Origin of the sequence: Vibrio sp. 1-2 (7-a), from assembly GCF_013048515.1 — a bacterium.
GTDB classification, from domain to species: Bacteria; Pseudomonadota; Gammaproteobacteria; order Enterobacterales; family Vibrionaceae; genus Vibrio; species Vibrio diabolicus.
The window spans coordinates 20,546-45,238 of sequence record NZ_VHSQ01000010.1 but is presented as its reverse complement, the minus strand read 5'-3'; the positions used below and the strand labels follow the sequence as shown (position 1 = coordinate 45,238).

The following is a 24,693-nucleotide window of genomic DNA, read 5'->3' as shown; positions in this document are numbered from 1 at the left end:
TAGGGATTATCCATGCAGTCAGATATTGAAATTTGCCGAAACACACCACTTTCTTCTATTGATGTTATTGCGGAAAAAGTAGGGTTACTACCCGAAGAATATGACACTCACGGGAAGCACAAAGCCAAAGTCCATCCAAAATGTTTGGAGCGGCTAAAAGAGAATGATAACGGTAAGCTTGTGCTTGTTACTGCGATCACTCCTACCCCACTTGGCGAAGGAAAAACCGTTACAACTGTCGGACTGGCGCAAGGTTTAGCTAAGCTTAGACAATCCGTTATCGCATGTATTAGACAACCTTCTATGGGGCCTGTATTCGGTATTAAAGGCGGTGCTGCTGGCGGTGGTTATTCCCAAGTTGCTCCAATGGAAGAACTGAACTTACACCTTACTGGTGACATCCATGCGGTGACGGCGGCGCATAATCTAGCTTCAGCCGCGCTTGATGCTCGCTTGTATCATGAACAACGCGAAGGCTATGATGCCTTTGAAGCACGTACTGGATTAAAGGCACTTAAAATCGATACGGCAAGCATTACTTGGAAACGAGTAATGGACCATAATGATCGTGCACTACGTAAAGTCAAAATTGGGTTAAATGAGCCAGGAAAAGTCATCAATGGATACGAACGCGACGAAGGGTTCGATATTTCTGCCGCGTCTGAGTTAATGGCTATCATTGCACTGGCTAAAGATTTGAAAGATTTACGTCAGCGTATTGGGAAAATTGTCGTAGCGTACGATTTGAACGGAAACCCGGTAACCACTGAGGATCTGCAAGTTGCAGGAGCAATGGCAGTGACATTAAAAGAGGCCATTGCACCGACACTGATGCAAACTCTGGAAGGTGTTCCTACGTTGATTCACGCAGGCCCGTTCGCAAACATCGCCCATGGAAATTCATCCATTATTGCCGACGATATCGCGTTAAAACTATCAAGTTACACTGTAACAGAGGCGGGGTTTGGTTCGGACATGGGATTTGAGAAAGCGTGTAACATTAAAGCTGCCGCCGCCAGCAAGGCGCCAGATTGTGTAGTGATAGTAGCGACATTACGCGGCCTCAAAGCAAATTCTGGACACTACGATTTACGACCAGGTATGGCCATTCCAGATTCCATTTTTAATCCAGACCAAGCAGCATTGGAAGCGGGATTTGAAAACTTAAAATGGCACATTAATAACGTCCATAAATATGGCATTCCAGCTGTTGTCGCTATTAACCAGTTTCCGCAAGATTGTGAGAAAGAGCTTAAAATACTTAAAGAGCTGGTTCAGCAATTTAATCCGGAAGTTAAAGTCGCTATCAGCACCGCTTTTGCGCAAGGCGGGCAAGGCACAACTCAGTTAGCTCAACATGTTATTGACGCTTGTGCCCAGCCTACAGAGTTTCGTCCTTTATACAGTAAAGAACAATCGTTACACGAAAAACTTATGGCTGTGTGTGAAGCTGGCTATGGTGCCGCCAATATAGAAATGAGTTCCCTTGCTACTGAACAGCTCAACCATTTTGAAAATCTAGGTTTTAACAACTTAGCGGTTTGCATAGCGAAAACTCCTCTATCGATAACAACAGATTCCGCTGTCAAAGGCGCGCCGACAGGTTTTACAGTCCCTATCCGCGAGTTACGTCTGTGTGCTGGCGCTGGGTTTGTGTATGCGTTATCAGGCACGGTGATGACTATGCCAGGTTTGCCTGATAAACCTGCATTTATGAATTTAGACCTTGATGATGAAGGAAATATCGTCGGTCTCTCTTAGTGTAACATCAACGTATAGTTGACTATAAAGAAAGCACGTTTAAAGAGTGAGTGGTTTATTTCTATATCCACTCACTTTGAACAGACGAAGAGGCGTGCTTGATTATCTTTATCTTACTGTTTTATCCTCACTTTACATTGTAAATCCATACTTATTTTCTCCCCTTCCCTATAATCTTGCGCCAATTTGATGCACGGCCTACTTAGCACTTCACTAATGTGGTGCAATTACCTTGCGATGAACTTTTAACCCCTTTGATTTTTAAAGAGATATTCTATGGCTCGAATCTTGTACTAAAGTTTGCAGTAGTAAACACATCAGCACATGCACTTTCAAAACCTCTGCGCTGTACACCACTTCCTCCTGGTTAGCACCGTTTTGATGCATGCAAAAAAGGGAAAGGGAATAATATGGAAGACGCACTCGCCGTAATTTTAGCTGGAGGGATGGGGTCTAGACTCAGCCCACTCACCGATGATAGAACCAAGCCAGCAGTACCTTTTGGCGGAAAGTATAGAATTATAGATTTCACACTAACCAACTGTTTACACTCAGGTTTACGTAAAATCCTTGTTTTGACCCAATACAAATCTCATTCACTTCAAAAACACTTGCGAGATGGTTGGTCGATATTCAATCCAGAGCTTGGCGAGTACATTACTGCGGTTCCACCTCAAATGCGCAAAGGTGGTGCATGGTATGAAGGAACCGCTGATGCGATTTATCACAACATGTGGTTACTATCGCGCAATGACGCGAAGTATGTGGTTGTGTTATCCGGCGATCATATCTATCGAATGGACTACGCCGCAATGCTTGAAGAGCATAAAGAGAAAGGTGCTAAGCTCACCGTTGCCTGTATGGATGTTCCCGTAGAGGATGCTTCAGCATTCGGGGTAATGGGCACCGCAGAAAACGGGCTAGTTACTTCATTTATAGAAAAACCAGAATGCCCACCTACCCTTCCAGGCAGTAAAACCAGAAGCCTCGTTTCCATGGGGATTTATATCTTTGATATGGATGTTTTAAAAGAAGCACTCGAAGACGACTCAAAACTCGATTCATCAAGCCATGACTTCGGAAAAGACATCATACCTAAGCTGATTGATACGGAATCCGTTTATGCTTATCAATTCTGTGGCAGTAAAGGGCGCGTTGATAAGGATTGCTACTGGCGCGATGTGGGTACCATTGATTCCTTCTATGAAGCGAATATGGATCTGCTAGAGCCTGTACCACCAATGAACCTATATCAATCCAATTGGGCGATTCGTACTTACGAGCCGCAGTTTCCACCAGCTCGTACCGTATCGTCAGCCACGGGCAATGAAGGTATTTTTATTAACTCCATCATTGCTACCGGTGTCATCAATTCTGGAGGCTCAGTACAGCATTCCATCATTTCCTCTAACGTACGTATTCAAGACAGTGCAACGGTTGTCGATTCCATCATTTTTGATGACGTAGAGGTCGGTGAAGGAAGTCAGTTGGTCAACTGCATAGTTGATAAACATGTTCGTATTCCGCCACATACTCAAATTGGCATCAACAAACTAGAAGATGCGAAGCGATTTAAAATCTCAGACAAAGGTATTGTCGTCATACCCGAAAGTTATCAATTCGATTAAACGACAAACCATCGCAACAAAAAAGCGCACGATGATGATCGTGCGCTTTTGTTTAAGAGCCTATTAACGTTAGGCTATAACAGTTAATCAAAAACGATTAGATGTTACATACCGTTGACCAACTACCATCTGTGCCCGGCTCAGCCGCTGTCCACCAATTCGCTTGGTAAACCACACCGTTGTGGATGATCTTATCACCCTGGTTTGCGTGGCTTGGGTTACCAGCCCAATCCGTTTGTGGTAAAGCTGGGTATGTCACTAAACCTGTCGTATCACACGTACCTGGTTCAGTAGTACCACCATCACCCGAGCCTGCATTTAGGTCACCAATTGGCAGTTCTGGCTGTTCAAACTTGAACGCAAACTCTTTACCACCAGAAATCACTGAGTAGTTAGCCGGACCAGAGATTGGTAGGTAGTAAACCATATCAAGCTCGTAAGTACCGCCCGCTGGTAAATCTTTCCAAGCAGGTAGAGAGAACGATACGCGGTGCATTACGCCATCTAAGCCACCGATGTTGTTTGCTCGAGTATGTCCAGAAGCAATGACTTTCAAACCGCCACCAGATTGATCTTTCGCGTTATCAGGAGCTGATACTGGGATATCAAACTGGAATTCAGTACCACCAGGGATCGCTTGACCAGTGTTGTTCGTAAACGTGATCTTCGGATTAATTGGGTAGTTTTGGTCGCCAACCTTAAAGCCGCCAACGCTGACTGTAATGTCTACCGCTTCTGTTGGTGTTGGACCCGTCGCAACTTTATTGCCGTAAGGTGTTGCAGACTTAAACTTGTCGTAGATAGCTTTGGTCATAGTGTTACCCATGTGGTACTCACCATTACCAGCTGCACAAGCTTGTTCAGTTGCATCTACTGCCGTACGATTACCATTTGCATCCAGTACGTAACAGTTGTAGTCACCTGCCAGTTCCCAGAACATAATACCGCCGATTTCTTTATCGATAACGTAATCAGCTTTCACTTCGATAGAAGCTTTATCTTCCGTAGATAGGAACACGCTTTTCTCTGCGTTCCACAACCAAGGCGCTACAGCAACGCTATCGTAATGACGAGTATATGTACCAACAAACTTATCCGAAGGATCGTTAACTGGATCAAGACCGTAAGCGGCTGCGTAAGAGCCCCAGATACCATTTTCTAGGTTCTTCGCATGCCACATTGGGTTAGAGCCAGCACCCATTTCGTTGCCTTTGGGGTCTGTATCGTGCCACATGTTGTCGATACCAATAGCACCGTGACCACAGTTGTTCTTCTCACCTTCACCGGTACCTGGTTGACACTCAGCTTGGTTTGGCAGTGCTGCTCGGCCCCACAGACCATTTTCACCACCAGTAACACCTTGCCAACCACGGGTGTAGTAAGGAACACCGATGTTGATACGACCTGCTGGCATAGAACCACGGAAATAGTGGTAAGCCCAGTCTGTGTTCAAGTAACCGATACCACCGTATGCAGCAGTGCCGTATACGTTCCACTGGGCTAGCTCCGAGTCTTTACCTGTATCGAATAATGCTGCGTTGTGACCAACGTGATCATTCCAAGCCCCATGCAAGTCGTAAGACATGATGTTTACGTAGTCTAGGTACTTAGTTACATCGAAGGTTTCCATACCACGCAGTAGGTAACCTGAAGATGGTGCTGCGATAGTCAGCATATAATGAATGCCATCTTGCGCGGATGCCGCATCAAGTTTCTCACGCAATACTTTCATCAGCTCTTGGTAAGACGCCCATAGATACTGACGACGTGGTTCCATGAAGTCTTTGTCGTAAGGGTTACCAGCACCAGCCATTGATGTCGGGTATTCATAGTCGATATCCAGACCATCGAACTTGTACTGACGCATCATTTCAACGGCTGAAGTTGCGAACTTCTCGATGCCTGCATGGTTAATAGAACCGTCCGCATTCGTCGTCATGGTGTAGAAGCCACCATCAGCTACACGATTGCCGTTCGTATCGAAGTGACCGCCCGTTTCAGCCCAACCACCGATAGAGATTAGCGTTTTAACATCATGTTTTTGCTTGTAAGTCGCTAGCGCACCAAAGTGACCTTTAAAGCCAAGAGCAGGATCTACCTCAACGCCAGGCCAAGTTTTACCCGTAGCAGGGTTGTTAGGGTCATTAACGTCACCAACGTTTACTTTACCATCAGAACCAATGCTCACAAACGCGTAGTTAATGTGAGTAAGTTGCTCCCAAGGAATATCTTTAACAAGGTAAGTAGATTGAGGGTCCTCACCTGCGCGCCAGCTAGTAAAGTAACCAATCACACGACGTGGGTGATCGGCGCCCATTTTCTCGCGACCTTCTTCGTCATAAATAGAACAGTAAGGAACGTCTACACCCGTTGTTTGATACAAGCCATCAGGGCGACAGTTAGATGTCACCGCGCCACCGTTTACCGTTAACGTCGCAAGTGCAGAATCTGCAGTTGCTCCGGCATCATCGGTTGCTCTCGCATAAACACTTAACGAACCAGCTTGTGAAGGCGTTACATCAAGCGTGTATGGTGCAGTTGTTGCGGTGCCAGCAAGGACACCCGCCACATAGAAATCAACTTTAGCAACGGTGCCATCCGCATCTGCGGCATTCGCAGTCAGTGTGACGGAGCCACCCAAGTCAATAGAAGTCGCAGAAAGTGCAACATCCACTGTCGGCGCTTCGTTACCAGGTTGTGCTGGTGCCACAGTTAACGTCACAGCGCTTGCTGTGCTTACTGCACCTGCATCATCATACGCCTTAGTAGAGAATGCGTGCTGGCCTTCAGTCGCTGTCCATGACGCAGCATAAGGCGCAGACGTTGCCTGACCAACTAATACGCCATCAACAAAGAATTCTACTTTGCTAACGGTTCCATCGGTATCTGATGCATCTGCAGCTAGGTTAACAACATCCCCCGCAGTCACAGAAGCCGACGCAGAAGGCGATGTCAGAGTAACAGTCGGGACTTCATTCTGAGGTGGATCAACCGGCCCAGTGCCATCACATGCGCCAAGTGTTTCCCACTCGCCCCACTCACCAGATTGCGCTGGGTTACTGTTTTGCGTCCAGTAACGTGCTTTGTAAGCATTACCTTCATGTTGAACTTGGTCACCACCGTTATAAACTTTTGATGATTGCCAAGTTTCTAGAGGGGCACAGTCAACCGCTGCGTAGCTATTGAAGGCCATAAGACAAGAAGCGGTGAGAGTGCTTAGTGTGAACACGCTTTTCACTGCGTTGCCGTTTTTAAGGTGCATAATCGCTCTTCCTTAAGTTATTGTTAAAACAATACTAAATGCGCTAAACAAAGCGCACTTATACTTTTATTTCGACGTAAAATAACTTAAGTACAAGTTGGTGATTTCACACTATCTATTTACGAGTTTTCCACACCGCCTCGCAACAATCCACTAAATGCTTGCAACAACGTACCTATTATTTGGCACCAGTAACTAATTTTATAAATCAAATAAATATGTCACTCGCAAATTAATAAAAAAGGCAAAAAAAGTCGTTATTTTGAAATAAAGATCACTAAGCCTTTGTTGACCTTGGCGTTTCATTAAAATGTCGCTTGTACTCGCGACTAAACTGTGATGGGCTCGTGTACCCGACCAGTCTCGCGGCATCATTAACACGTCGCCCCTCCAACTGGATTAACTCGCGCGCTTTATTAAGTCGAACTTTCTTAATGTATTGCAACGGAGATTCAAGCGTGACATTGCGAAAAGCTTGATGGAAAGCAGACACACTCATATTGGCTTCTTCTGCCAATGTTTGTACGCTCAACTGTTCATGGTACGCTTGATGAACACGATTCAGTGCTTTAGCGACCCTCGCGTAAGAGCCTTCTTGGTGTGCTAAGTCAAATAAAACATACCCTTCTTTGCTTACCAAAGTGCGATAAACAATTTCCTCAAGAAGTAGATCACCGAGCATGACAACATCCAGCTCATTACACAACGCGCTCATTAGTCGCTTGCATGCATCCAGCATACCTTCGCTCATGTGTACCGATTTAAGGCCGCAACGGGTAGTGTCCAGGCACTTATTACTGAATTTCTCAGCCTCAAGTTTTTTAACGAGCTTATGAAGAAGCGTTGGCGAAATATCTATCGAGATGCCAAGTAAAGGCTCATTGTTTGTCGCAAACGCTTCGCACTCCAGGGGCATGGGAACTCCTACGACAAGGTAATCATCGGGCCCATATTGGACAGGTGTATCACCGATATGAATGTTCTTATGTCCTTGACCTAATACAATAATGCCAGACTGATAGACAAACGGCTGGCGATGATTTCCTTTGCTACTGCGATAAAACCATACGCCATCTATTGCGGTTTTCTTCATACCTTCTAAGTCATGCAGTCCCTGCTTTTCAACATATTGCTGCATGATATCTGCGAGAGTGTGCATTAGAGCGCTCCATCAATGACCAACGAGTTTGGTCTCTATTATCATTTCGTGCACTATACTTCCTCTCGACTTTAACTTTCTAGCTCAAGAGCATCAATTTTGTAGAAATAGGCAGATTATTTGCAGAAATCGACCTATTAACGAACGTCAATCAGGACTAATATGCACGTATTCAATCTCCTTTACTGGAAGCAAGAGGGCTAATAATGAACTTTTCTTATGTAAACCCAACCAAGATTTTCTTTGGTCAAAAACAAATCGCTGCAATCAAAGAAGCTATCCCATCCGACCAAAAAGTTTTAGTGGTATACGGCGGTGGCTCAATTAAAAAGAATGGCGTGTACGACCAAGTCTCAGAAGCACTAGAGGGACATGAATGGCTAGAGTTTTCTGGTGTTGAACCCAACCCAACCAAAGAGACGCTCGATAAAGCGGTCGCAATGGTAAAAGAACATGGTGTTGACTTTATTCTTGCTGTAGGTGGTGGTTCAGTCATTGATGGCTCTAAATACGTAGCAGCAGCATCTAAGTATGATGGTGATGGCTGGGATATCATGATTGGTAAACACCAAGTCACTGAAGCGACGCCTCTAGCTGCAATTTTGACACTGCCAGCAACAGGCTCAGAGTCAAACATGGGCGCAGTTATCACTAAAAAAGAAACTCAAGACAAACTTCCGTTCATGTCTCCAGCAGTACAGCCTAAATTTGCGGTGTTAGACCCGGATGTAATGAAAACATTGCCAGAACGCCAGTTGATCAACGGCATTGTTGACGCATGGGTGCACGTATGTGAGCAATACTTGACGCTTCCTACTGGCGCAATGGTTCAAGATGGCTATGCAGAAACACTGCTGAAAACCTTAAAAACACTCGGAGAACAGTTTGCCGAGCGAGACGACGATATGTGGCGCGCAAACTTAATGTGGTCTGCTAACCAAGCATTGAACGGGTTAATTGGTAGTGGCGTTCCACAAGACTGGGCGACACATATGATCGGCCATGAATTAACGGCTCTATGGGGCGTCGATCATGCACGTTCTCTTGCAATCGTCCAACCATCGCTACTTCGCAACCAAATGCAATTTAAACGTCCTAAGCTAGAGCAAATGGGTCGCAACGTATTTGGACTTGAAGCTGGAGACGACCTTGCTGAACGTACCATCGAAGCGATCGAAGCGTTTTATCATCAACTTGATGTCGCAACTAAGCTAGAAAACTATGGTGAAAGTCGTGAACAAGCGATCGATGCCATCATCGAACAACTCAACAAACACGGAATGACCGTTCTCGGTGAAAACCAAGCGATTACTCTTGAACGTAGTCGTGAAATTTTAGAACTCGCTGTTGCCTAACAGCAAAAACAGTTCACTGCCCTTTCTAGGGTTTAACGGTATTGTGACTTAACGGTCACAATACCGTTTTTTTATGCTATTTTGTAAGCTTCATCACGTTCAAATTCGGGAACTCCTCAAAATAACGATTAATCCCTACAAACTCATTGATCGTGTAGGTCAGTAAAGAGACAACTGTCTAGCTTTACACAAACAAAAATAAAATTGAATTCAAAGGTCTAACTTACTCATTTAATGGACCTTTTATTTGTTGTAGTTATCCACTACATTAGCTTGTCTGTTCGAGAATCCATTTTATGTGGCTAGTTGTTGTAGTATTAGCATTCATACATATCATCAGTATCCGTAAAGGTCCTAAGTGGCTTTTCTACGTATCCAAACCATTACCAGTGCTCTGTATGTTAGGGATTTTAATCCAGTCTCCTGCCTATCATATGCCATACACGCATTGGATTTTGGTTGGCTTATCGCTCTCGTTGCTTGGTGATCTACTATTAATGCTCCCTAGAGATAAGTTTATTACCGGATTAGTGCTCTTCTGCTCTGCCCATCTTTCTTATAGCTACGGTTTTACCATCATGTCCGCTTGGCATTTTACGCCTTGGCTCCCTATTGCTTTATTTGGACTCGGTGTGTGTTTCTATTGGTTGTTTCGACCGGACCTTGGTCAAGAAAAGCTCCCGGTTGCCAGCTACATATTGGTATTGATGACCATGTGTTGGGCTGCTATCGAGTATTATTTGAGTGGAAAAACACAATCGTCCTCGTTTGCAGTGCTCGGAAGCTTTATCTTCATCGTTTCTGGTACCGTCTTAGCTTTTGAACGCTTCGGGGGACGATCCGTATTTTCGCGACAAGTCGTAATGGTGACCTACTATTCCGCACAAACATTGATGGTTATGTCCGTTGTTGCCATCGTTGTTCGTTATCCGTATCTCACAGTGATCAATTAATTTTCTATGCCTTAGATTGTTGCTCATCACTCTGAATTATGATGAAAAAGCGTTTAAGCCTACTGATGTAAACCTCAAACGCTTTTTGTTATCGCGACTTGTAATTGCCTTTTTCAATTCCGTGCTTTTTCATTCTCAAATACAGCTTTTTACGCGGTATTTGCAGATGGTTTGCCGCATCGGTAATTCGCCCGGAGTGCAAAAATAGCGCATCTTCTATGAGCTGCTTTTCAAAATCGTCAACTAAATCATCCAATGGAAGCTGAATCTCATTTTGTGAGTAGATGCGCTCTTTACCCGTTAACTTAACAATTCCGATTGCGTATAACTCAGCGATGTTTCTTAGCTCACGGATGTTGCCCGGCCACGGGTATCCTCTCAGTAGCGCAAGATAGCTAGAGTCGACATTTGGCAACGTTTTGCCTAATTTCTTACAACTCAGTTTTAAGAAGTAATGAAATATCGTCACGATGTCGTCAGGGCGCTGACGCAATGGCGGTACGTGAACCACGCCTTGATTGAGCAGATAGTACAGCTCCGGCAGCAATTGATTTTTGGCGATGTACTCTTCTGGCTCTGAGTCAAAAATCGTTACAACACGCAGATTCTTTTTGCCACAACGTTCTCGCGCCAGTAATAATTGAGCCAGATGCCGCTGCCCCTCTTCAGGCAGTTCAGGTAAGTTCTCTAACACAAGTATACACAACTGCTGTTTGTCGATGGCGTCATCAATACTATCCATTGTTGTGCTTGCACTGAGAGCAAAAGAGCCATACTCCGTTTCTTCACTCTTAGACATCATGTCTTTAATTAACCCCGCGACACTATGACGCCCAGTGCCCGACTCACCATAAACCACCACGTGCGTGTCCAGTAACGCGTATTGAGCAACAAGCTTGCGGATCTGCTCCATATGCGCAGACTTGCCAATTAATGAGCGCGAAATAGATTTCTCCGCCTTTAACTGCAATTCCACCTGGCTGCTTCGAGTTTCAAGCTGCTGTTTTACTAGTGTTAAGAGCTCAGAAGGATTGATCGGTTTTTCTAAAAACTCACACGCGCCCTGCTTTACTGCATCAACCGCCATTGGAATATCGCCGTGCCCAGTGATCACAATGACAGGGATTCGCTCATCGACGTTTTTGATCATCCGAAGCAGTTCTAATCCATGCATTTGCGGCATGTACATATCGAGAATAACAACGCCCGCCCACTCTGGAGAGACGTATTGCAGTGCTTGTGTTGGGTCGTTTATGGCCTTTGACTTGATTGATGATATGTTCATCAAGTACGAATAAGAGTCCAAAACATCCTGATCATCATCGACCAATAATACTGAATATGGGTTATTGCTCATTAGGTAACTCCAACACAACCATCGCACCTTTTTCTAATGAGGAAGCGAGGTAGATACTTCCTTTATGCTTTTCTATTAATGACTTACAAATATTCATCCCCAGCCCTAGACCAACTTCTTTTGTCGAAACAAAAGGCTGAAAAATCCGCTGCACGATATCTTCGCCAAACCCAATGCCGTTGTCACTGATCGCAATCAGTGTGGTTTGGCTGGTTCGTTCCACCAGCGCCATTTGAATCCGTCTTTGTTCGTCCCTTGTGATTTCCATCAACGCATCACAACTGTTTACTAGGACGTTAATGAAGACCTGTTCTAGCGCCAACATATCGCCTTGCACTTTTACATCATCAGGTAACTGGTTTTCTATGATGATCTGTTGACGCTTCGCTCGCGTGTTCACAATGGTGGATGCTTGCTCCGCCACCTCATGAACGCTTACAGACTTCACTTCTCTTTCACCTTCTGGCTTGCGAGCGAACTGGCGCAAACTGTTGATGATCTTACTCATCCGAGTCGCCAAACCTTCGATGTGGGTAATGGATTCACCAACCTTTTCTGGAGATTCCTGTTCAAGGAACATTCTCGCGCTGTATAAATACGTCGACATCGCATTTAATGGCTGATTAAGCTCATGCGCCAAACTGGTCATGGTTTGCCCTACAACCGCCATTTTTGCAGCTTGAATCAACTCATCTTGCGTCTTTTTAAGATTGTCTTCGGTTCGAATACGCTCTTCGATTTCGTTTTCTAACTGCTGGTTTTTCAGCAGCAAATCTTGCGTTTTTTCTAACACTCGACTTTCCAAGGTACGCGTAGTCATTTCTTGATGAGTGACATCCGTAATGGTCATGATCAGTTTGTATTCAGCACCATGAGCGAAAGGACGAATATCGAAACGCACATACTTTGGTTTCTCGTCTCCAAGTGACAATGTCACATGAATTTTGCCGAGTTCAATCCACAAATGAGAACCATTGAATACCTTTTTCAGTTGTTCTCGACAGCTCTCTGGGAAGTACTCCCAAATCGGATAACTTTCGTTAACCTCACCAAGTTTCAATAACTTACGCGCACTTAAGTTTGCTGATTCCACAACACCATTGAGATCACTGGTAATCAAACTCGCCGTGGTGTTGTTGATTAGGCTCAAGGCGTTAGTCCGCTGAATTTCCTGAACCTTGTCACCATACTCGATGAGCTTTTCACTCAAGCGCCCGATCTCATCGTTGCCGTCTACCACAACCGGATGACTCAGGTCGTTTTTGATGATGGCATCAATACTGTCACCTAACCCTATCAAACGTGCCACAATGCGGCGGTTGATGAAGTAATACGTCAAGAACATGCTCGTCATGATCGACAAACTAAAGCAGACGATCAAAACGTGGTTTCCGTAAGACACACGCTCGGCGGTTTCACTCTTCACCTGTTTGAACGTTTGGTCCGCAGTAGAAACCAGTTCACCAATTTGTTGATGAATGGCTTCCATGCTGAGCGCGATTTGCTCTTGTATTTTCTGAATGTCGCCGTTCAGCGTCACTAATGACATCAATTGTTTATCGAACGCGCCTTCTGGACTCAACACAACCACAAGTTCTTGCAATAACTGTTTGTAAGCGATTGAGGTTGGCTGATTCATTAAGGTTGTACTGCTTTCTTGCAGATCCATCAAACGAAAGTGAATCACCTTCATCCCATTGTCGACCTGCTCCGGCATTGATGCGCCAGCAACATCAATCGCCATGTCGTACACCGCCGATTCAATATCGATGACCCGTTGCAAAGTACTCAATTGCACCAGCAAGTTTTGAATTTCTTTCGAGTCGTTTACCCGCTCAATCTGCCAATGCACTTCTTGTCGAACCGGTTTGAGCTCAGAGCGAATATCTTGGTGAAGCCAGTTAATCTGCTCCATCAGTTGGTCGACGCGGCGAGTTTGATCGATGCGAGTTGAAATCATATCCACGTACTTTTCCAGTAGCGAGGCAAGGCCAGCTTCCGATTCGAGCAATTGATAAAACTCCGAGCTCATCTTATTGCTTTTCAGAACTGTCGAGATAGAAGCCAATTGCTCGTTGACCTGCATGGCTTGTTCAGTCAGCTGTACTTTGTTGTCTACCGCTTGCAGCGCTTCTACGCGGCGGTTAATTTCACTGGTTTTACTTTCGAGAAAATAGCTGGCGTTATATTTAGGCACGCTATCTTCCAACAAAAGGCGCACCTGATTATCCAAGCTGTTCCATGTCGCCCAAGCGACCAAACACACCACGGTAAGCAAGAGCGTACTGCAAGCAAATGCGGCAATTAAGCGGGCGCCAATGGTTTTGTATTTCGGGTATAACACTACTTCTCTTTCCCTCGCCATTGAGCCAATTGCTGATTTACGTTGTCCAATTTTTCCGACATCGCACGCCCCAGTTCATGGGAAAACTCAGCCAACAACGCTTGGTAGTGCGTCATGCCAACTTCGGAATCTTTATCCATGGTCGACAGCTTTTGCGCAATTTGGGTTACTTGCGCTTTGCTCAGTGGCAATTCAAACAGTTGTTTTTCAATGGCTTGTAGCGAACGTTGTTTCTCTGGTTTTCCGGCGGCGAGTCGATTCAATTTAATGAGCGAGAGCCAAGCGTCTTGAAGCTCAGGAAGACGCTTGGTGATCGCGGTATCAAAAATCAAGTTGATTAACGCTTCGCGTGGCATTACCTGTTCTAGGTCGAGGATGGGATTTTCTCCACCGTATCGAGCCGTATCGTCAAGCGCTGTTTTGGAGAAGGTGCTGCTTTCCATCTGCTCTTGTACTTCTTTCGAAAGCAAGAGAGCAATAAAGGACTCTGCCAACTTATCACTCTTGCCCCGATTTATTTGTGCAATATAAGTAGGCATCAGCGTAAAGTCTTGATCATAAGCAAAGCCAACGTAGTCGAACTTGCGTTGCGCAATCAGTGCGTAGCTGTCAATCGTTGGTCCAATACCAAACTTACCTTTGGCGATGTAATCCGCCACTCCAAAGCTGCGAGAAGAGATCGTCGCGAGGTTCGCTCCCACATTGAGTAAAATCCGCCAGCCCTCTTGCCAACCATATTGACTAAGCACACTCTCGACCATCAATTGCGTGGTTCCGGAGCGGCTTGGTGTACTCATGGTGACGTGACCAAAGTACAGTGGGTTGGTCAGATCTTGAAAACGCGTCGGTTCTGGTAAATGGTTCGCGGCCAAATAATCTTTGTTCCAAACAATCCCGGCGCCGGAGTATCCAAACGCTACAACTTGATCGTTATTGGGTAATAGATAAGGGGACAACCATTTCGGCACTTGCACACGCGACGACATATCAGCCAAACGATGTTCATTAGACAGCTCTTGCATCAGAAACGGTGACGAGCTCAACACCAAGTCGATATCCTTCATGTAGCTTTTGCTGAGCAATTGCAGGCTTGATTGAGTGCGTCGGTGAACCACTCGGACTTCAGCATCAGGATAGTGCTGCGTAAAGTCATCCACCAAAGCAGTGATTGGTGCTTGAGAGAAGGTCGTGAGTATCACCAACTCTTTTTCTGCTGCCATTGTGAGTGGTGCATAAAGCGCCGCACCAAGAAGTAAACGACGCCCAAATTGCTTGAAATAAGCCATCAAATTAACCAAAAACCTTAAATAGTGTGCGGTAACTCAAATCTATGAAAGATTGTCAAAAAATCTTACAGAGTATGTTTGAGTCACTATTGACGCACTTCAACCAGAACTAAGCATATTTTATCAGTAACAAGTGTCAGCCTAACGTTCTAAATTCCCGTTTTTGACTCAACCTAAATATCAATATGGGTCAATTCTGTCTCAAATTCATGCCTTTGTACTGTGCAATCTGTCACTTCAAGATAGCCCTGCAACAAAACATTTGTGATTAAAACTTGGAGTGCAAGATGTTTAATTTCTTTAAAACACGCCCTGACCTCCCTCTTTCAGATGGCTCGAAAGAGGAAATGCAAGCGCGTTTCAAACGCTACCAATGGCATGTATTTTTAGGCTTGGTTTTCGGTTACGCCGTCTTCTACGTAGTTCGTATGAGTTTAGGTGTTGTTAAAAAACCAATGCTGGATGCAGGCATCGTAACCATCGAAGAACTCGGTATCATGGGTTCAGCTTTCTTCTTCACTTACGCTTTTGGTAAGTTCTCGAACGGCTTCCTTTCTGACTATGCCAACATTGGCCGATTTATGTCGTTCTCTCTACTACTGTCTGGTATCACCGCAGTATTCATGGGTTTGAACACCACGGCATTCTTCTTTGTTCTGCTTTGGGGTCTAAACGGTTGGTTCCAATCTGTTGGTTCAGCACCGTCTTGTGTGTCTCTGTTCCAATGGTTCTCACCAAAACAACGTGGTAGCCGTTACTCTATCTGGGGTGGCTCACGTAACATCGGTGAAGGTATCACTTGGATCCTAACGGCGTCTCTAGTGAGCTACTTCGGTTGGCGTGCAGGTTTCATCGGTGCGGGTATTGCAGCGATTGCAGCAGCGATTTGCATGTTCTTCATCCTAAAAGACCGTCCACAAACTTACGGTTTGCCAGATTCAGCAACAGCATTCGACGAAGAACCTGAGATCAAGAAAAAGAACGATCCGCAAGCAACTCGTCGCGCTCAAATGTTCATCCTGAAGCAACCAACCGTTTGGCTAATTGCAGCAGCGTGTGCAGCGATGTACATCTCTCGCTACGCGATGTCTTCTTGGGCAGTGCTTTACCTACAAGAAGCAAAAGGTTACTCACTGATTGACGCTGGCTTCGCAATGTCTACATACCCTATCGCGGGTCTAGCAGGTGCAATCCTATCAGGCATCATCTCTGACAAGGTGTTTAACTCCAACCGCCATATTCCGACTTTACTTTACGGATTGGCGAACATCGGTGGTATGTGCTTGATGTTCTTCGGCCCAGATAACCGCATCGTTGACGCAGTAGCACTAGGTATGATCGGTTTCGCTATCGGTGGTCTGGTTGTGTTCCTTGCAGGTCTAACTGCTTGTGACTTGATGCCTAAGAACGCAGTTGGCGCAGTGAAAGGCTTTATCGGTCTGTTCTCTTACATCGCTGCTTCTGGTCAAGAGTTAGCGTCAGCTTCTCTAATCAAAATCACTGAGGTTGACGGCGTAACTAAATACGACTTCTCTCAAGCGCAATACTTCTGGCTAGCTGCTGGTGTGGTTTCTCTACTTCTTGCTCTGACCGTTTGGAATGCGAAGAAAGTGGTTGATATCGACCCAGTTGAAGAAAAAGAGCTAGAAGCTCGCCCTAGTCACTAATCCTGACTAAAGCGGGAGGCAACTCCCGCTTACTTACCCAATGTCTTAAGTTCTTTTGCAAAGAGTGCTTACGAGATTGATAGAAGATCCCCCCCCCTATTTCTATTTTCTTTTTAAGTGTCGATTGAGGTGACAAATGTGTAAAACTAAAATTGTGGCTACGCTAGGTCCAGCAAGTGAAAGCGGCGAAACACTGGCTAAATTGATTCAAGCAGGCGCGAATGTAGTCAGACTTAACTTCTCTCACGGAACGCCGCAAGAGCACATCGCACGCGCGAACTTGGTCCGTGAAATTGCGGCTGAACTCGGCACTTATGTTGGTGTACTAGTGGATTTACAAGGCCCTAAAATTCGTATTTCTTGTTTCGAAAATGGCGCAGTTCTACTCAATCAAGGCGACGAATTCACGCTGAGCGGCACACTCGACGCACACTCTGGCAACCAAGAGATGGTTGGACTTGATTACCCAGAGCTGATTCAAGACGTAAACGAAGGCGATATTTTGCTGCTAGATGATGGCCGTATTCAACTCAAAGTAAGCCAAGTACACCGTGACGAGCAGTGGATCAAAACCACAGTATTGAACAGCGGTAAACTGTCGAACCGTAAAGGCATTAACTTATTAGGTGGCGGTCTTTCCGCTCCGGCTCTTACCGCAAAAGACATTCAAGACATCGACACTGCGGCCAAGCTTCGTGCCGACTTCCTTGCCATTTCTTTCCCACGCAATGCACAAGATATTGAATACGCTCGCAGCTTAGCGCAAAAAGCAGGTTGTCATGCCAAGATTGTTGCGAAGGTTGAACGTGCAGAAGTGGTTGAAACCAAAGAAGCGATGGATGACGTGATTAAAGCATCAGACATCATCATGGTTGCTCGCGGCGATTTGGGTGTAGAGATTGGCGATGCACGATTACCAATGGTGCAAAAATCACTGATCAATCGCTCTAAGCATTGGGGCAAACCGGTAATCACCGCTACCCAGATGTTGGAATCGATGATCGAAAACCCACTCCCTACTCGCGCTGAAGTGTTAGACGTGGCAAACGCGATTATTGACGGCACAGACGCCGTCATGCTTTCTGCGGAATCGGCGGCGGGCAAATACCCAATCGAAGCGGTCGAAGCCATGGTTCGCATCGCACAAGGTGCAGAGCACGAGCTGGAATGTAACCATGACTGCTGGGATACTCTGCAACACTTATGTTCTAACCCAGGCAAAAGTTTCGCGCTTTCATCAATGATTTCGGCTTCTCGCGTTCATCAAGATCTTGGCGTTGCGATTTTAACCCAACATGGTGAAACGCCGCTGTTGATGTCTCGCTGCCAAAGTAAAACTAAGATTTGGGCCCTGAGCGACAACCCAGCTTTACTTGCACAAATGACAATTCTACGCGGTGTTGAACCTTTGTATTTCAAAGCAGCAGAAAGCCACGTCGATCTCGCGCCGCAGTTAGTGGAATGCTTACGTCAAAAGGCCAAAGAAGCACATATTTCCTCCATTTTGATGACCCAGCTCGATTCCATCGAAGGCATGGGTGAAATCAACGTTTGTCGCTTGCTGAGCTTGAATGTGCCTTCTCACATGAAGCCAGTGGAAGAAATCGCGGCTTAGGTTTACCTCCCCCTTATTCAAGCTCGACCTTGAATTTCTCCCCCATAACTTGCTCCACAGGGACTTGACCTGCCAAATGGCAGGTCCTTTTTATTGCGCACGATATAACCAACCATTCGCTGACTCTTGGAATATGAGCGTTAACTTAATGAAATCGCATTCACAACTTGTTATTGTAGAGCGATTGTTATCCCTAAAAGCGTGCCCCTTTGAAAGAGAACACTCCCGTCGTCGAATTTAGCAACGTAAACAAGTGGTATGGCGATTACCACGCTCTAAAAGATATCAACTTCTCCGTACATTCTGGCGAGATCGTCGTTGTGTGTGGCCCTTCTGGTTCAGGAAAATCAACGCTCATTCGTTGCATCAACCATCTTGAATCGATTCAAGAAGGCCAACTTCATGTGTTTGACCAGCCTTCTCACGCAAAATCTCTCAAGCCCGGTAAAATCGGCATGGTGTTCCAGCACTTCCACCTTTTTCCTCATTTGACTGTATTGGAAAACCTCACCTTAGCGCCGATTCGCACACTCAAATTGTCAAAACAAGAAGCTGAAAAACGCGCACGACATTACCTCAAGCGAGTCAATATTGAAGAGCAAGCGAGTAAGTATCCTATCCAGCTTTCTGGCGGTCAGCAGCAACGCGTCGCGATTGCCCGCTCCTTGTGTATGGAACCGGATTTGCTCCTGTTTGACGAACCAACTTCGGCGCTTGATCCGGAAATGATCAACGAAGTGTTAGATGTCATGGTTGAGCTGGCTCAAAGCGGAATGACGATGATTTGCGTCACGCACGAAATGGGATTTGCCAAAAAAGTAGCGAACCGCGTGGTATTTATGGATGAAGGCCAAATCGTGGAAATGAACTCACCGATCGCCTTATTTGAGACGCCACAGCATCCACGAACCCAAGCATTTTTGAACCAAATTTTAAGTTACTGATGATAGTTCGCGTAATCAAATCCGTCCTTCAAGCTTTACTGCAAATGACGCTACTCTTCATCGCTATTGTGTGGGTGTTGGACTCTGGTGCCGATGCTATGGGCTATCAATGGCAATGGGAACGCGTACCTGATTACATCGCTTTTTATGAAGATGGCGAATGGTGGCCAGCAGAACTTATCGATGGGCTATTGGTCACGCTTAACATATCGGTCATTAGTCTATTCTTCACCTTAGTGTTGGGGTTGGTCACTGCGTTACTAAGGCTTAGCGATTCGAAAGTCGGCAATGCTATTGGCACCACTTATGTCGAAGTAATACGTAACACGCCGTTGTTGGTGCAAATCTATTTGCTCTACTTCGTGTTTGGCCCCGTGATTGGTTTGGACCGATTCAGTACCGCCGTTTTGGCATTGTCCCTTTTCCAAGGTGCCTACACTGCGGAAATATTCCGCTCAGGTTTAAACAGTATTCCTAAAGGGCAATTCGAAGCGGCACAAACGCTCGGGTTATCACCGTTTTACACTTACAAAGACGTGATTTTGCCTCAGGTTTTACAACGCACATTACCCCCGTTGACCAATGAAGTGGTTTCTCTAATTAAAAACTCTTCCATTGTGAGCGTGATGGCGATTTTTGACTTAACAACACAAGCGCGAAACATCGTTTCAGAAACGGCGATGCCGTTTGAAATTTGGTTTACCGTGGCAGCAATTTATCTTGCTCTCACCCTATCATTGTCTGGCTTGTCTGCATGGCTAGAACACAAACTCGGAGCCAGTTGGCGCAAATTATAAGGAGATAACATGAAGTTATTCAAAGCGACCATTACTGCATTATTGGGGCTAGCCATCGCTATGCCTACTCTCGCTAAAGAAGAAGCTGCCACACCCAACGTAGATCAAATCAAGGAACGAGGCACTTTGCGCGTTGGTATGTCAACATTTGTACCTTGGGCAATGCGCAACAAGCAAGGTGAGTTAATCGGTTTTGAAATCGATGTTGCCAAACGCTTAGCAGAAGATTCAGGTTTGAAAGTGGAATTTGTACCGACCGCGTGGGATGGCATTATTCCCGCACTACTGGCGAAAAAGTTCGACGTGATCATCGGTGGCATGTCGGTCACGCCCGAGCGTTCGAAAAGCGTGTTGTTTACTGAACCCTATTCACACTCCGGTGTTCAAGTAGCAGCAAATAAAGAACTGGCTTCTGGTTTTAGCGAATTTTCGGACTTTGACTCACGACGCGTAAAAATAGCGGCCCGTCGGGGCGCATTCACCGTTCAAGTCGCCAGAGAAACCTTCCCGAAAGCGAAGATTCTGCAATTTGATGACGACGCGCAAGCCTTCCAAGAGGTGCTGAATGGTAACGCCCATGCGGTTATTGCTTCTAGCCCAAAACCAGAACATGAGACAGTGAAACACAGCGACAAACTATTCCTTCCATTCTCTGAGCGACTATCAAAAGGTAACGAAGCCTTTGCTGTGCGCTTGGGGGAAGAAGATAAAAAAGCCTTTTTCAATAAATGGATTGAAGCAAGAACCCAAGATGGATGGTTAAAACAGCGTTATGAATACTGGTTCTCGACATTAGATTGGCAAGATCAAGTCGCGCAAGGCCAGTAATCTAAAAGGCTCGTGGTCTTCGCGAGCCTATACTTTCCAATCATCCATTTTACTTTTTCATCATCTATCGGAGTCAAATTTTTGGGCGAACAAACCACCACTCGCACAGTACCCACTAATTCCAACACAGGTTCCTTTCTATCGCGGTTAAACACGCTAGATTGGGTACTGCTTATTATCTGTGGTATTGGTGGCGTTTGGCTGTACCATCGCTCCACTGTTGGTGTACATTATTTGTGGCAGTGGAAAGAGGCGTTTGAACTACTTTTTACGCCAAGAGCCGATGGTGGTTTGCCCTACTTCTTCCAAGGTTTGATTTCGACGTTAAGGCTCAGTATTTGGGGCATCAGCTTCGCGTTAGTGCTTGGCACGTTGCTAGGCTTAGCACGCTTCTCTCGCTCCGTTTGGTTGCGCACACCTGCAAACACATTTATCCAGTTGGTAAGAAACATCCCACCGTTGGTTTTTGTTTTTATTTTCTACTTTTTCATTTCTAACCAGTTGATCCCGTTACTCGGTTTGGAAGATATTCTACGAAACTATAACGGCGAACCAAATGCGCTACAGAGCTTTCTTTTTGGGCCTTATAACCTTTGGGAAAATCTTGCCTCTGGCGTGTTATGCGTCGGCCTACTCTCTTCTGCCTACGTTGCAGAAGTGGTGCGTGCAGGTTTACAAAGTATCGACCAGGGACAGTGGGAAGCGGCAGATTCATTGGGCTTGTCTCGATGGGTGAAGTACCGATTCGTTATCGCGCCACAGGTGCTCAAAGTCATCACCCCAGCACTTGCAGGTCAAACCATCTCTCTAGTGAAAGACACCTCCATCGTTTCACTGATCTCGATACAAGAAATGACGTTTGTTGGGACCGAAATGGCAAATTCATCAGGCTATATCTTTGAAATTTGGCTCATTGTCGGCATTGCTTACTTTTTGATTTGTTTTGGGTTGTCACTTATTTTTCGCCACATTGAAGCAAAATCGGAATCCATTTCAAATTAACTCAACTGTATATGTAATTAGACACATTTGAATCTTCAAATCAGAATTGCATCCTGTTACATTGAAAAGATGCTAAATTTTCGGCGTTTTTCATGGAGTTAAAGAATCAATCGGACTACGAGCGATACATTAAGCAAGATAATCTTGGTGAATATTACGTAGTTCTCAATCAATTCACTTTTCACAGTGTTTATCAGCCGATTTTTGATAAGCACCAGCGTATTATTGGAATGGAAGCTCTACTGCGAATTCGTGGCATTGATGGTTCGTTAATTCGTCCTGATGTATTTCTGGCCAACAATGGCCTCGATCCCTACTTTCGATTGTGTGTTGAGTTTTTATCCAGAGCAATGCACATTCGAAATTTTGCACGCTGTTTCGCAGGAACGCCTATCAAACTGTTTCTCAATGTCATGCCTCAAACCCTACTCACCCTAACCAAAGACATGGGCTTTAAAGACAACGGCCTGCTTTACAAGCGCCTTTCCGACCTTGGTATGAGCCCATCAGACGTGGTGTTTGAAGTAGTCGAAGAGTCCTGCGGTGATACAGATTTACTGATCAAAGCCGTGCAGTTAATGAGAGCGAATGGCTTTATCTTTGCTATCGATGATTTTGGCGCTCAACATTCTGATATCGCACGTGTTCAGCAGCTCTGCCCTGACATCATAAAAATCGATCGCTCTTATCTACTTGATTACTGCGCCGGAGAAACCTTTTCCATACATAGCGCCGTTGAGCTCGCGGCTCATATGGGAGCAAAAGTGATCATAGAAGGGGTAGAAGAAGACGTGCAGCTGCAAGCGATGTATCAACTTGATTTGGATTATTACCAAGGCTTTTACTTAGGTAAGCCTTGCGCCATTCATCACTGGACCGATAGCCTAAACATTGAAACGACAGTGCATTGACACTGCCCCCTTACGATACAGTAAAACCAAAAAAGCGCCGATATATACTCGGCGCTTTTTGGTTTTGCTTGGCGATGACCTGCCTAGCTAGATATTAATTTGCTTAGAAAAAGTCAATAGAGTTACGCCCACTCTTCGGATCGCGAGTCGCTTGCGGCTTTTCAGCATTCTTACCTTTCTTCGCCGATTGCGACAGCGCGTTTTGTTGTGCTTTCCGCTCTTTATGCGCTGCTTTTCGGCCTGTTGACTTAGGTCCAGAGCCTTTAGCTGACTTGCTTTGGCGAGATTTTTCTTTACGTGCAGATTGCGCTTCTTTCTTCGCTTTCTTTTCCGCTTTTTGCTCTGCCGTTTCAGGTTCAGTTACTGGCGCATCGCAAACCACAACATAATATTCCTGGTTAAACTCAAAAAAGTCACCATCATACATCTTGCGGCGCTTACGTGTTTCTAGTTCACCATTCACCGCGACGTAACCTTCTTCGATGATATGCTTTGCTTCGCCGCCACCGCTGACCAAGTTCGCGATTTTAAAAAGCTTGTACAGTTCGATCGGATGCGCATCAACGTCGATGCCAATCGCTTCGATCTCAATCTCTTCGCCTTCTAAATACTCTTCGTGGTCGTAATCTTGGGTCATGTTACTTACTCTTACTATTTGATGCCCTGAAGTTTAAACGCAATGCTTAAAAATAGAAACCTCTGCCGATGCTCAATCACCGATTAGCCTTGACATTTGAGCACCTCTTAACCCATTTAACTTGTCGCTCGTTAGCTTGTATATCGATGCGTAGCTCAAACGAAGCTGCAATTACGCAACCTGAAGGTATATACTCTTCAAGTTATTGTTGAAAAGAGCGAATACTTTGTCTCAACCAAGTAGAATTACCTTTGTCACGGCTAACTTGTTTAATTTTGTCGCACCTCCTGATGCCTACTATGATTTCGAAAACATCTACTCGTTAGAGCAATGGCAAGACAAACTTGCTTGGACGCAACGCCAAATTGAAAAACTCGAAGCTGACGTGATTGGCTTACAAGAAGTGTTCAGTCTCGAGAAGACTCAGGCATTCTTTTCAACCATCGGCTACCCCTACTTTGCGACCGTTGACACCCCACATGTAGAGGATGAGTACATTTACTCAAGCCCTGTTGTGGCAATCGCATCTCGGTTTCCAATCGAAAAAGTACAAGCGGTAGAGTTTGACTTAGCAACACTTGAGCCTTTTGGAGTGAATGTTGCTCCAGAGTTCAGTCGCAAACCTATCTATGCGCAAGTGATACATCCTGTACTCGGCCATATCGCCGTTTACGTAACGCACTTAAAATCTCAACGCCCAGCCGACTCAGAACAACCAGAAACGTCTAGCACGATTATTGGGCGCTGGTTATCCACCCAGCAAAGAGGTTGGGAAGCAGCGATGTTAAGAGACGCGATGCAAAAAAGGTATAGAAAGGAGCCAATGCCAACGGTATTAATGGGCGATATGAATCAACCTATCACTCCAACCAGTGTTAATAGCGCATTGGTAGCCAATACTGGTGACAGCGTCACTGAGTTGCAACTCAAAGATGGATGGTCATTACAAAGTGACGCTCTGAAGGATGAACGCCCCGCTACGCATTATCATTTTTCCACTGGGAATGTGCTCGACTATATCTTGCTCTCTCAAGAGTTTGACACCTTATCAGATATATCGGTTGCCGAGGTTGTTGATTATCAGGTGTCTAACCAACATCTGATCAACCCGATTTATGACAGAGATAAAAACGCCAGCGACCACGCATTTGTGGCGCTGACGGCTGAAGTAAAGCTTTGAGTAACCT

General features: G+C 45.4%; 18 protein-coding genes. 12 read left to right on the top strand and 6 right to left on the bottom strand.

What is annotated here, in order from left to right; translation table 11 throughout:
- Nucleotides 1-12: 12 nt before the first annotated feature.
- Complete coding sequence (locus FKN08_RS19005; protein WP_170892700.1) at nucleotides 13-1,761, top strand: formate--tetrahydrofolate ligase; 1,749 nt, start codon at nucleotides 13-15, stop codon at nucleotides 1,759-1,761.
- Nucleotides 1,762-2,171: 410 nt separating this feature from the next.
- Nucleotides 2,172-3,389, top strand: a complete 1,218-nt coding sequence (gene glgC / locus FKN08_RS19000) for a glucose-1-phosphate adenylyltransferase (protein ID WP_006742254.1) — start codon at nucleotides 2,172-2,174, stop codon at nucleotides 3,387-3,389.
- Between the two features lie 97 nt (nucleotides 3,390-3,486).
- Here glgC and FKN08_RS18995 read toward each other — a convergent pair whose 3' ends face one another.
- Both FKN08_RS18995 and FKN08_RS18990 read right to left on the bottom strand, forming a co-directional pair.
- The gene (locus FKN08_RS18995; RefSeq protein ID WP_170892699.1) at nucleotides 3,487-6,651 is read right to left on the bottom strand and encodes a glycosyl hydrolase family 18 protein; all 3,165 of its coding nucleotides are present in this window, start codon (nucleotides 6,649-6,651) and stop codon (nucleotides 3,487-3,489) included.
- 277 nt (nucleotides 6,652-6,928) lie between these two features.
- A complete protein-coding gene (locus tag FKN08_RS18990; RefSeq protein ID WP_164665609.1) occupies nucleotides 6,929-7,810 on the bottom strand; it encodes an AraC family transcriptional regulator in 882 nt (293 codons plus the stop codon).
- 206 nt (nucleotides 7,811-8,016) lie between these two features.
- Between FKN08_RS18990 and FKN08_RS18985 the strand changes: the two genes are divergently transcribed.
- Both FKN08_RS18985 and FKN08_RS18980 read left to right on the top strand, forming a co-directional pair.
- On the top strand, nucleotides 8,017-9,165 hold the full coding sequence (locus tag FKN08_RS18985; protein WP_006742257.1) for an iron-containing alcohol dehydrogenase: 1,149 nt from the start codon (nucleotides 8,017-8,019) through the stop codon (nucleotides 9,163-9,165).
- Between the two features lie 296 nt (nucleotides 9,166-9,461).
- Nucleotides 9,462-10,118, top strand: a complete 657-nt coding sequence (locus FKN08_RS18980; RefSeq protein ID WP_170892698.1) for a lysoplasmalogenase — start codon at nucleotides 9,462-9,464, stop codon at nucleotides 10,116-10,118.
- Nucleotides 10,119-10,206: 88 nt separating this feature from the next.
- Here the strand turns inward: FKN08_RS18980 and FKN08_RS18975 are convergent, their stop codons facing one another.
- The 3 genes from FKN08_RS18975 to FKN08_RS18965 are packed head-to-tail and all read right to left on the bottom strand — an operon-like array spanning nucleotide 10,207 to nucleotide 15,105.
- On the bottom strand, nucleotides 10,207-11,475 hold the full coding sequence (locus FKN08_RS18975) for a sigma-54 dependent transcriptional regulator (RefSeq protein ID WP_074190641.1): 1,269 nt from the start codon (nucleotides 11,473-11,475) through the stop codon (nucleotides 10,207-10,209).
- Nucleotides 11,465-13,819, bottom strand: coding sequence for an ATP-binding protein (locus tag FKN08_RS18970; RefSeq protein ID WP_170892697.1), 2,355 nt, complete (start codon nucleotides 13,817-13,819; stop codon nucleotides 11,465-11,467). The genes FKN08_RS18975 and FKN08_RS18970 overlap by 11 nt, the downstream gene beginning before the upstream one ends.
- Nucleotides 13,819-15,105 carry an ABC transporter substrate-binding protein gene (locus FKN08_RS18965; protein ID WP_170892696.1) on the bottom strand — a complete coding sequence of 429 codons (1,287 nt, stop codon included), beginning with the start codon at nucleotides 15,103-15,105 and terminating at the stop codon, nucleotides 13,819-13,821. The genes FKN08_RS18970 and FKN08_RS18965 overlap by 1 nt, the downstream gene beginning before the upstream one ends.
- Nucleotides 15,106-15,392: 287 nt before the next feature.
- Here FKN08_RS18965 and FKN08_RS18960 point away from each other — a divergent pair, with 287 nt between their 5' ends.
- The 7 genes from FKN08_RS18960 (at nucleotide 15,393) to FKN08_RS18930 (ending at nucleotide 22,869) form a co-directional block, all read left to right on the top strand.
- The gene (locus FKN08_RS18960; protein WP_170892695.1) at nucleotides 15,393-16,772 is read left to right on the top strand and encodes an MFS transporter; all 1,380 of its coding nucleotides are present in this window, start codon (nucleotides 15,393-15,395) and stop codon (nucleotides 16,770-16,772) included.
- Between the two features lie 136 nt (nucleotides 16,773-16,908).
- Entirely contained in the window at nucleotides 16,909-18,387 is a 1,479-nt protein-coding gene (gene pyk / locus FKN08_RS18955; protein WP_170892694.1) for a pyruvate kinase, read from the top strand.
- Between the two features lie 209 nt (nucleotides 18,388-18,596).
- On the top strand, nucleotides 18,597-19,331 hold the full coding sequence (locus FKN08_RS18950) for an amino acid ABC transporter ATP-binding protein (protein ID WP_020835258.1): 735 nt from the start codon (nucleotides 18,597-18,599) through the stop codon (nucleotides 19,329-19,331).
- The gene (locus FKN08_RS18945) at nucleotides 19,331-20,128 is read left to right on the top strand and encodes an amino acid ABC transporter permease (protein WP_170892693.1); all 798 of its coding nucleotides are present in this window, start codon (nucleotides 19,331-19,333) and stop codon (nucleotides 20,126-20,128) included. The genes FKN08_RS18950 and FKN08_RS18945 overlap by 1 nt, the downstream gene beginning before the upstream one ends.
- A gap of 9 nt (nucleotides 20,129-20,137) precedes the next feature.
- On the top strand, nucleotides 20,138-20,956 hold the full coding sequence (locus FKN08_RS18940; protein WP_170892692.1) for a transporter substrate-binding domain-containing protein: 819 nt from the start codon (nucleotides 20,138-20,140) through the stop codon (nucleotides 20,954-20,956).
- An 81-nt stretch (nucleotides 20,957-21,037) separates the two neighbouring features.
- Nucleotides 21,038-21,958: an amino acid ABC transporter permease gene (locus FKN08_RS18935; protein WP_170892691.1), complete on the top strand. Its 921-nt coding sequence runs from the start codon at nucleotides 21,038-21,040 to the stop codon at nucleotides 21,956-21,958.
- A gap of 92 nt (nucleotides 21,959-22,050) precedes the next feature.
- Entirely contained in the window at nucleotides 22,051-22,869 is an 819-nt protein-coding gene (locus FKN08_RS18930; RefSeq protein WP_005397994.1) for an EAL domain-containing protein, read from the top strand.
- A 103-nt stretch (nucleotides 22,870-22,972) separates the two neighbouring features.
- Here the strand turns inward: FKN08_RS18930 and FKN08_RS18925 are convergent, their stop codons facing one another.
- A complete protein-coding gene (locus tag FKN08_RS18925; RefSeq protein ID WP_170892690.1) occupies nucleotides 22,973-23,506 on the bottom strand; it encodes an RNA-binding S4 domain-containing protein in 534 nt (177 codons plus the stop codon).
- Nucleotides 23,507-23,732: 226 nt separating this feature from the next.
- Between FKN08_RS18925 and FKN08_RS18920 the strand changes: the two genes are divergently transcribed.
- The gene (locus tag FKN08_RS18920) at nucleotides 23,733-24,686 is read left to right on the top strand and encodes an endonuclease/exonuclease/phosphatase family protein (protein WP_164665602.1); all 954 of its coding nucleotides are present in this window, start codon (nucleotides 23,733-23,735) and stop codon (nucleotides 24,684-24,686) included.
- The last annotated feature ends 7 nt before the right edge of the window (nucleotides 24,687-24,693 follow it).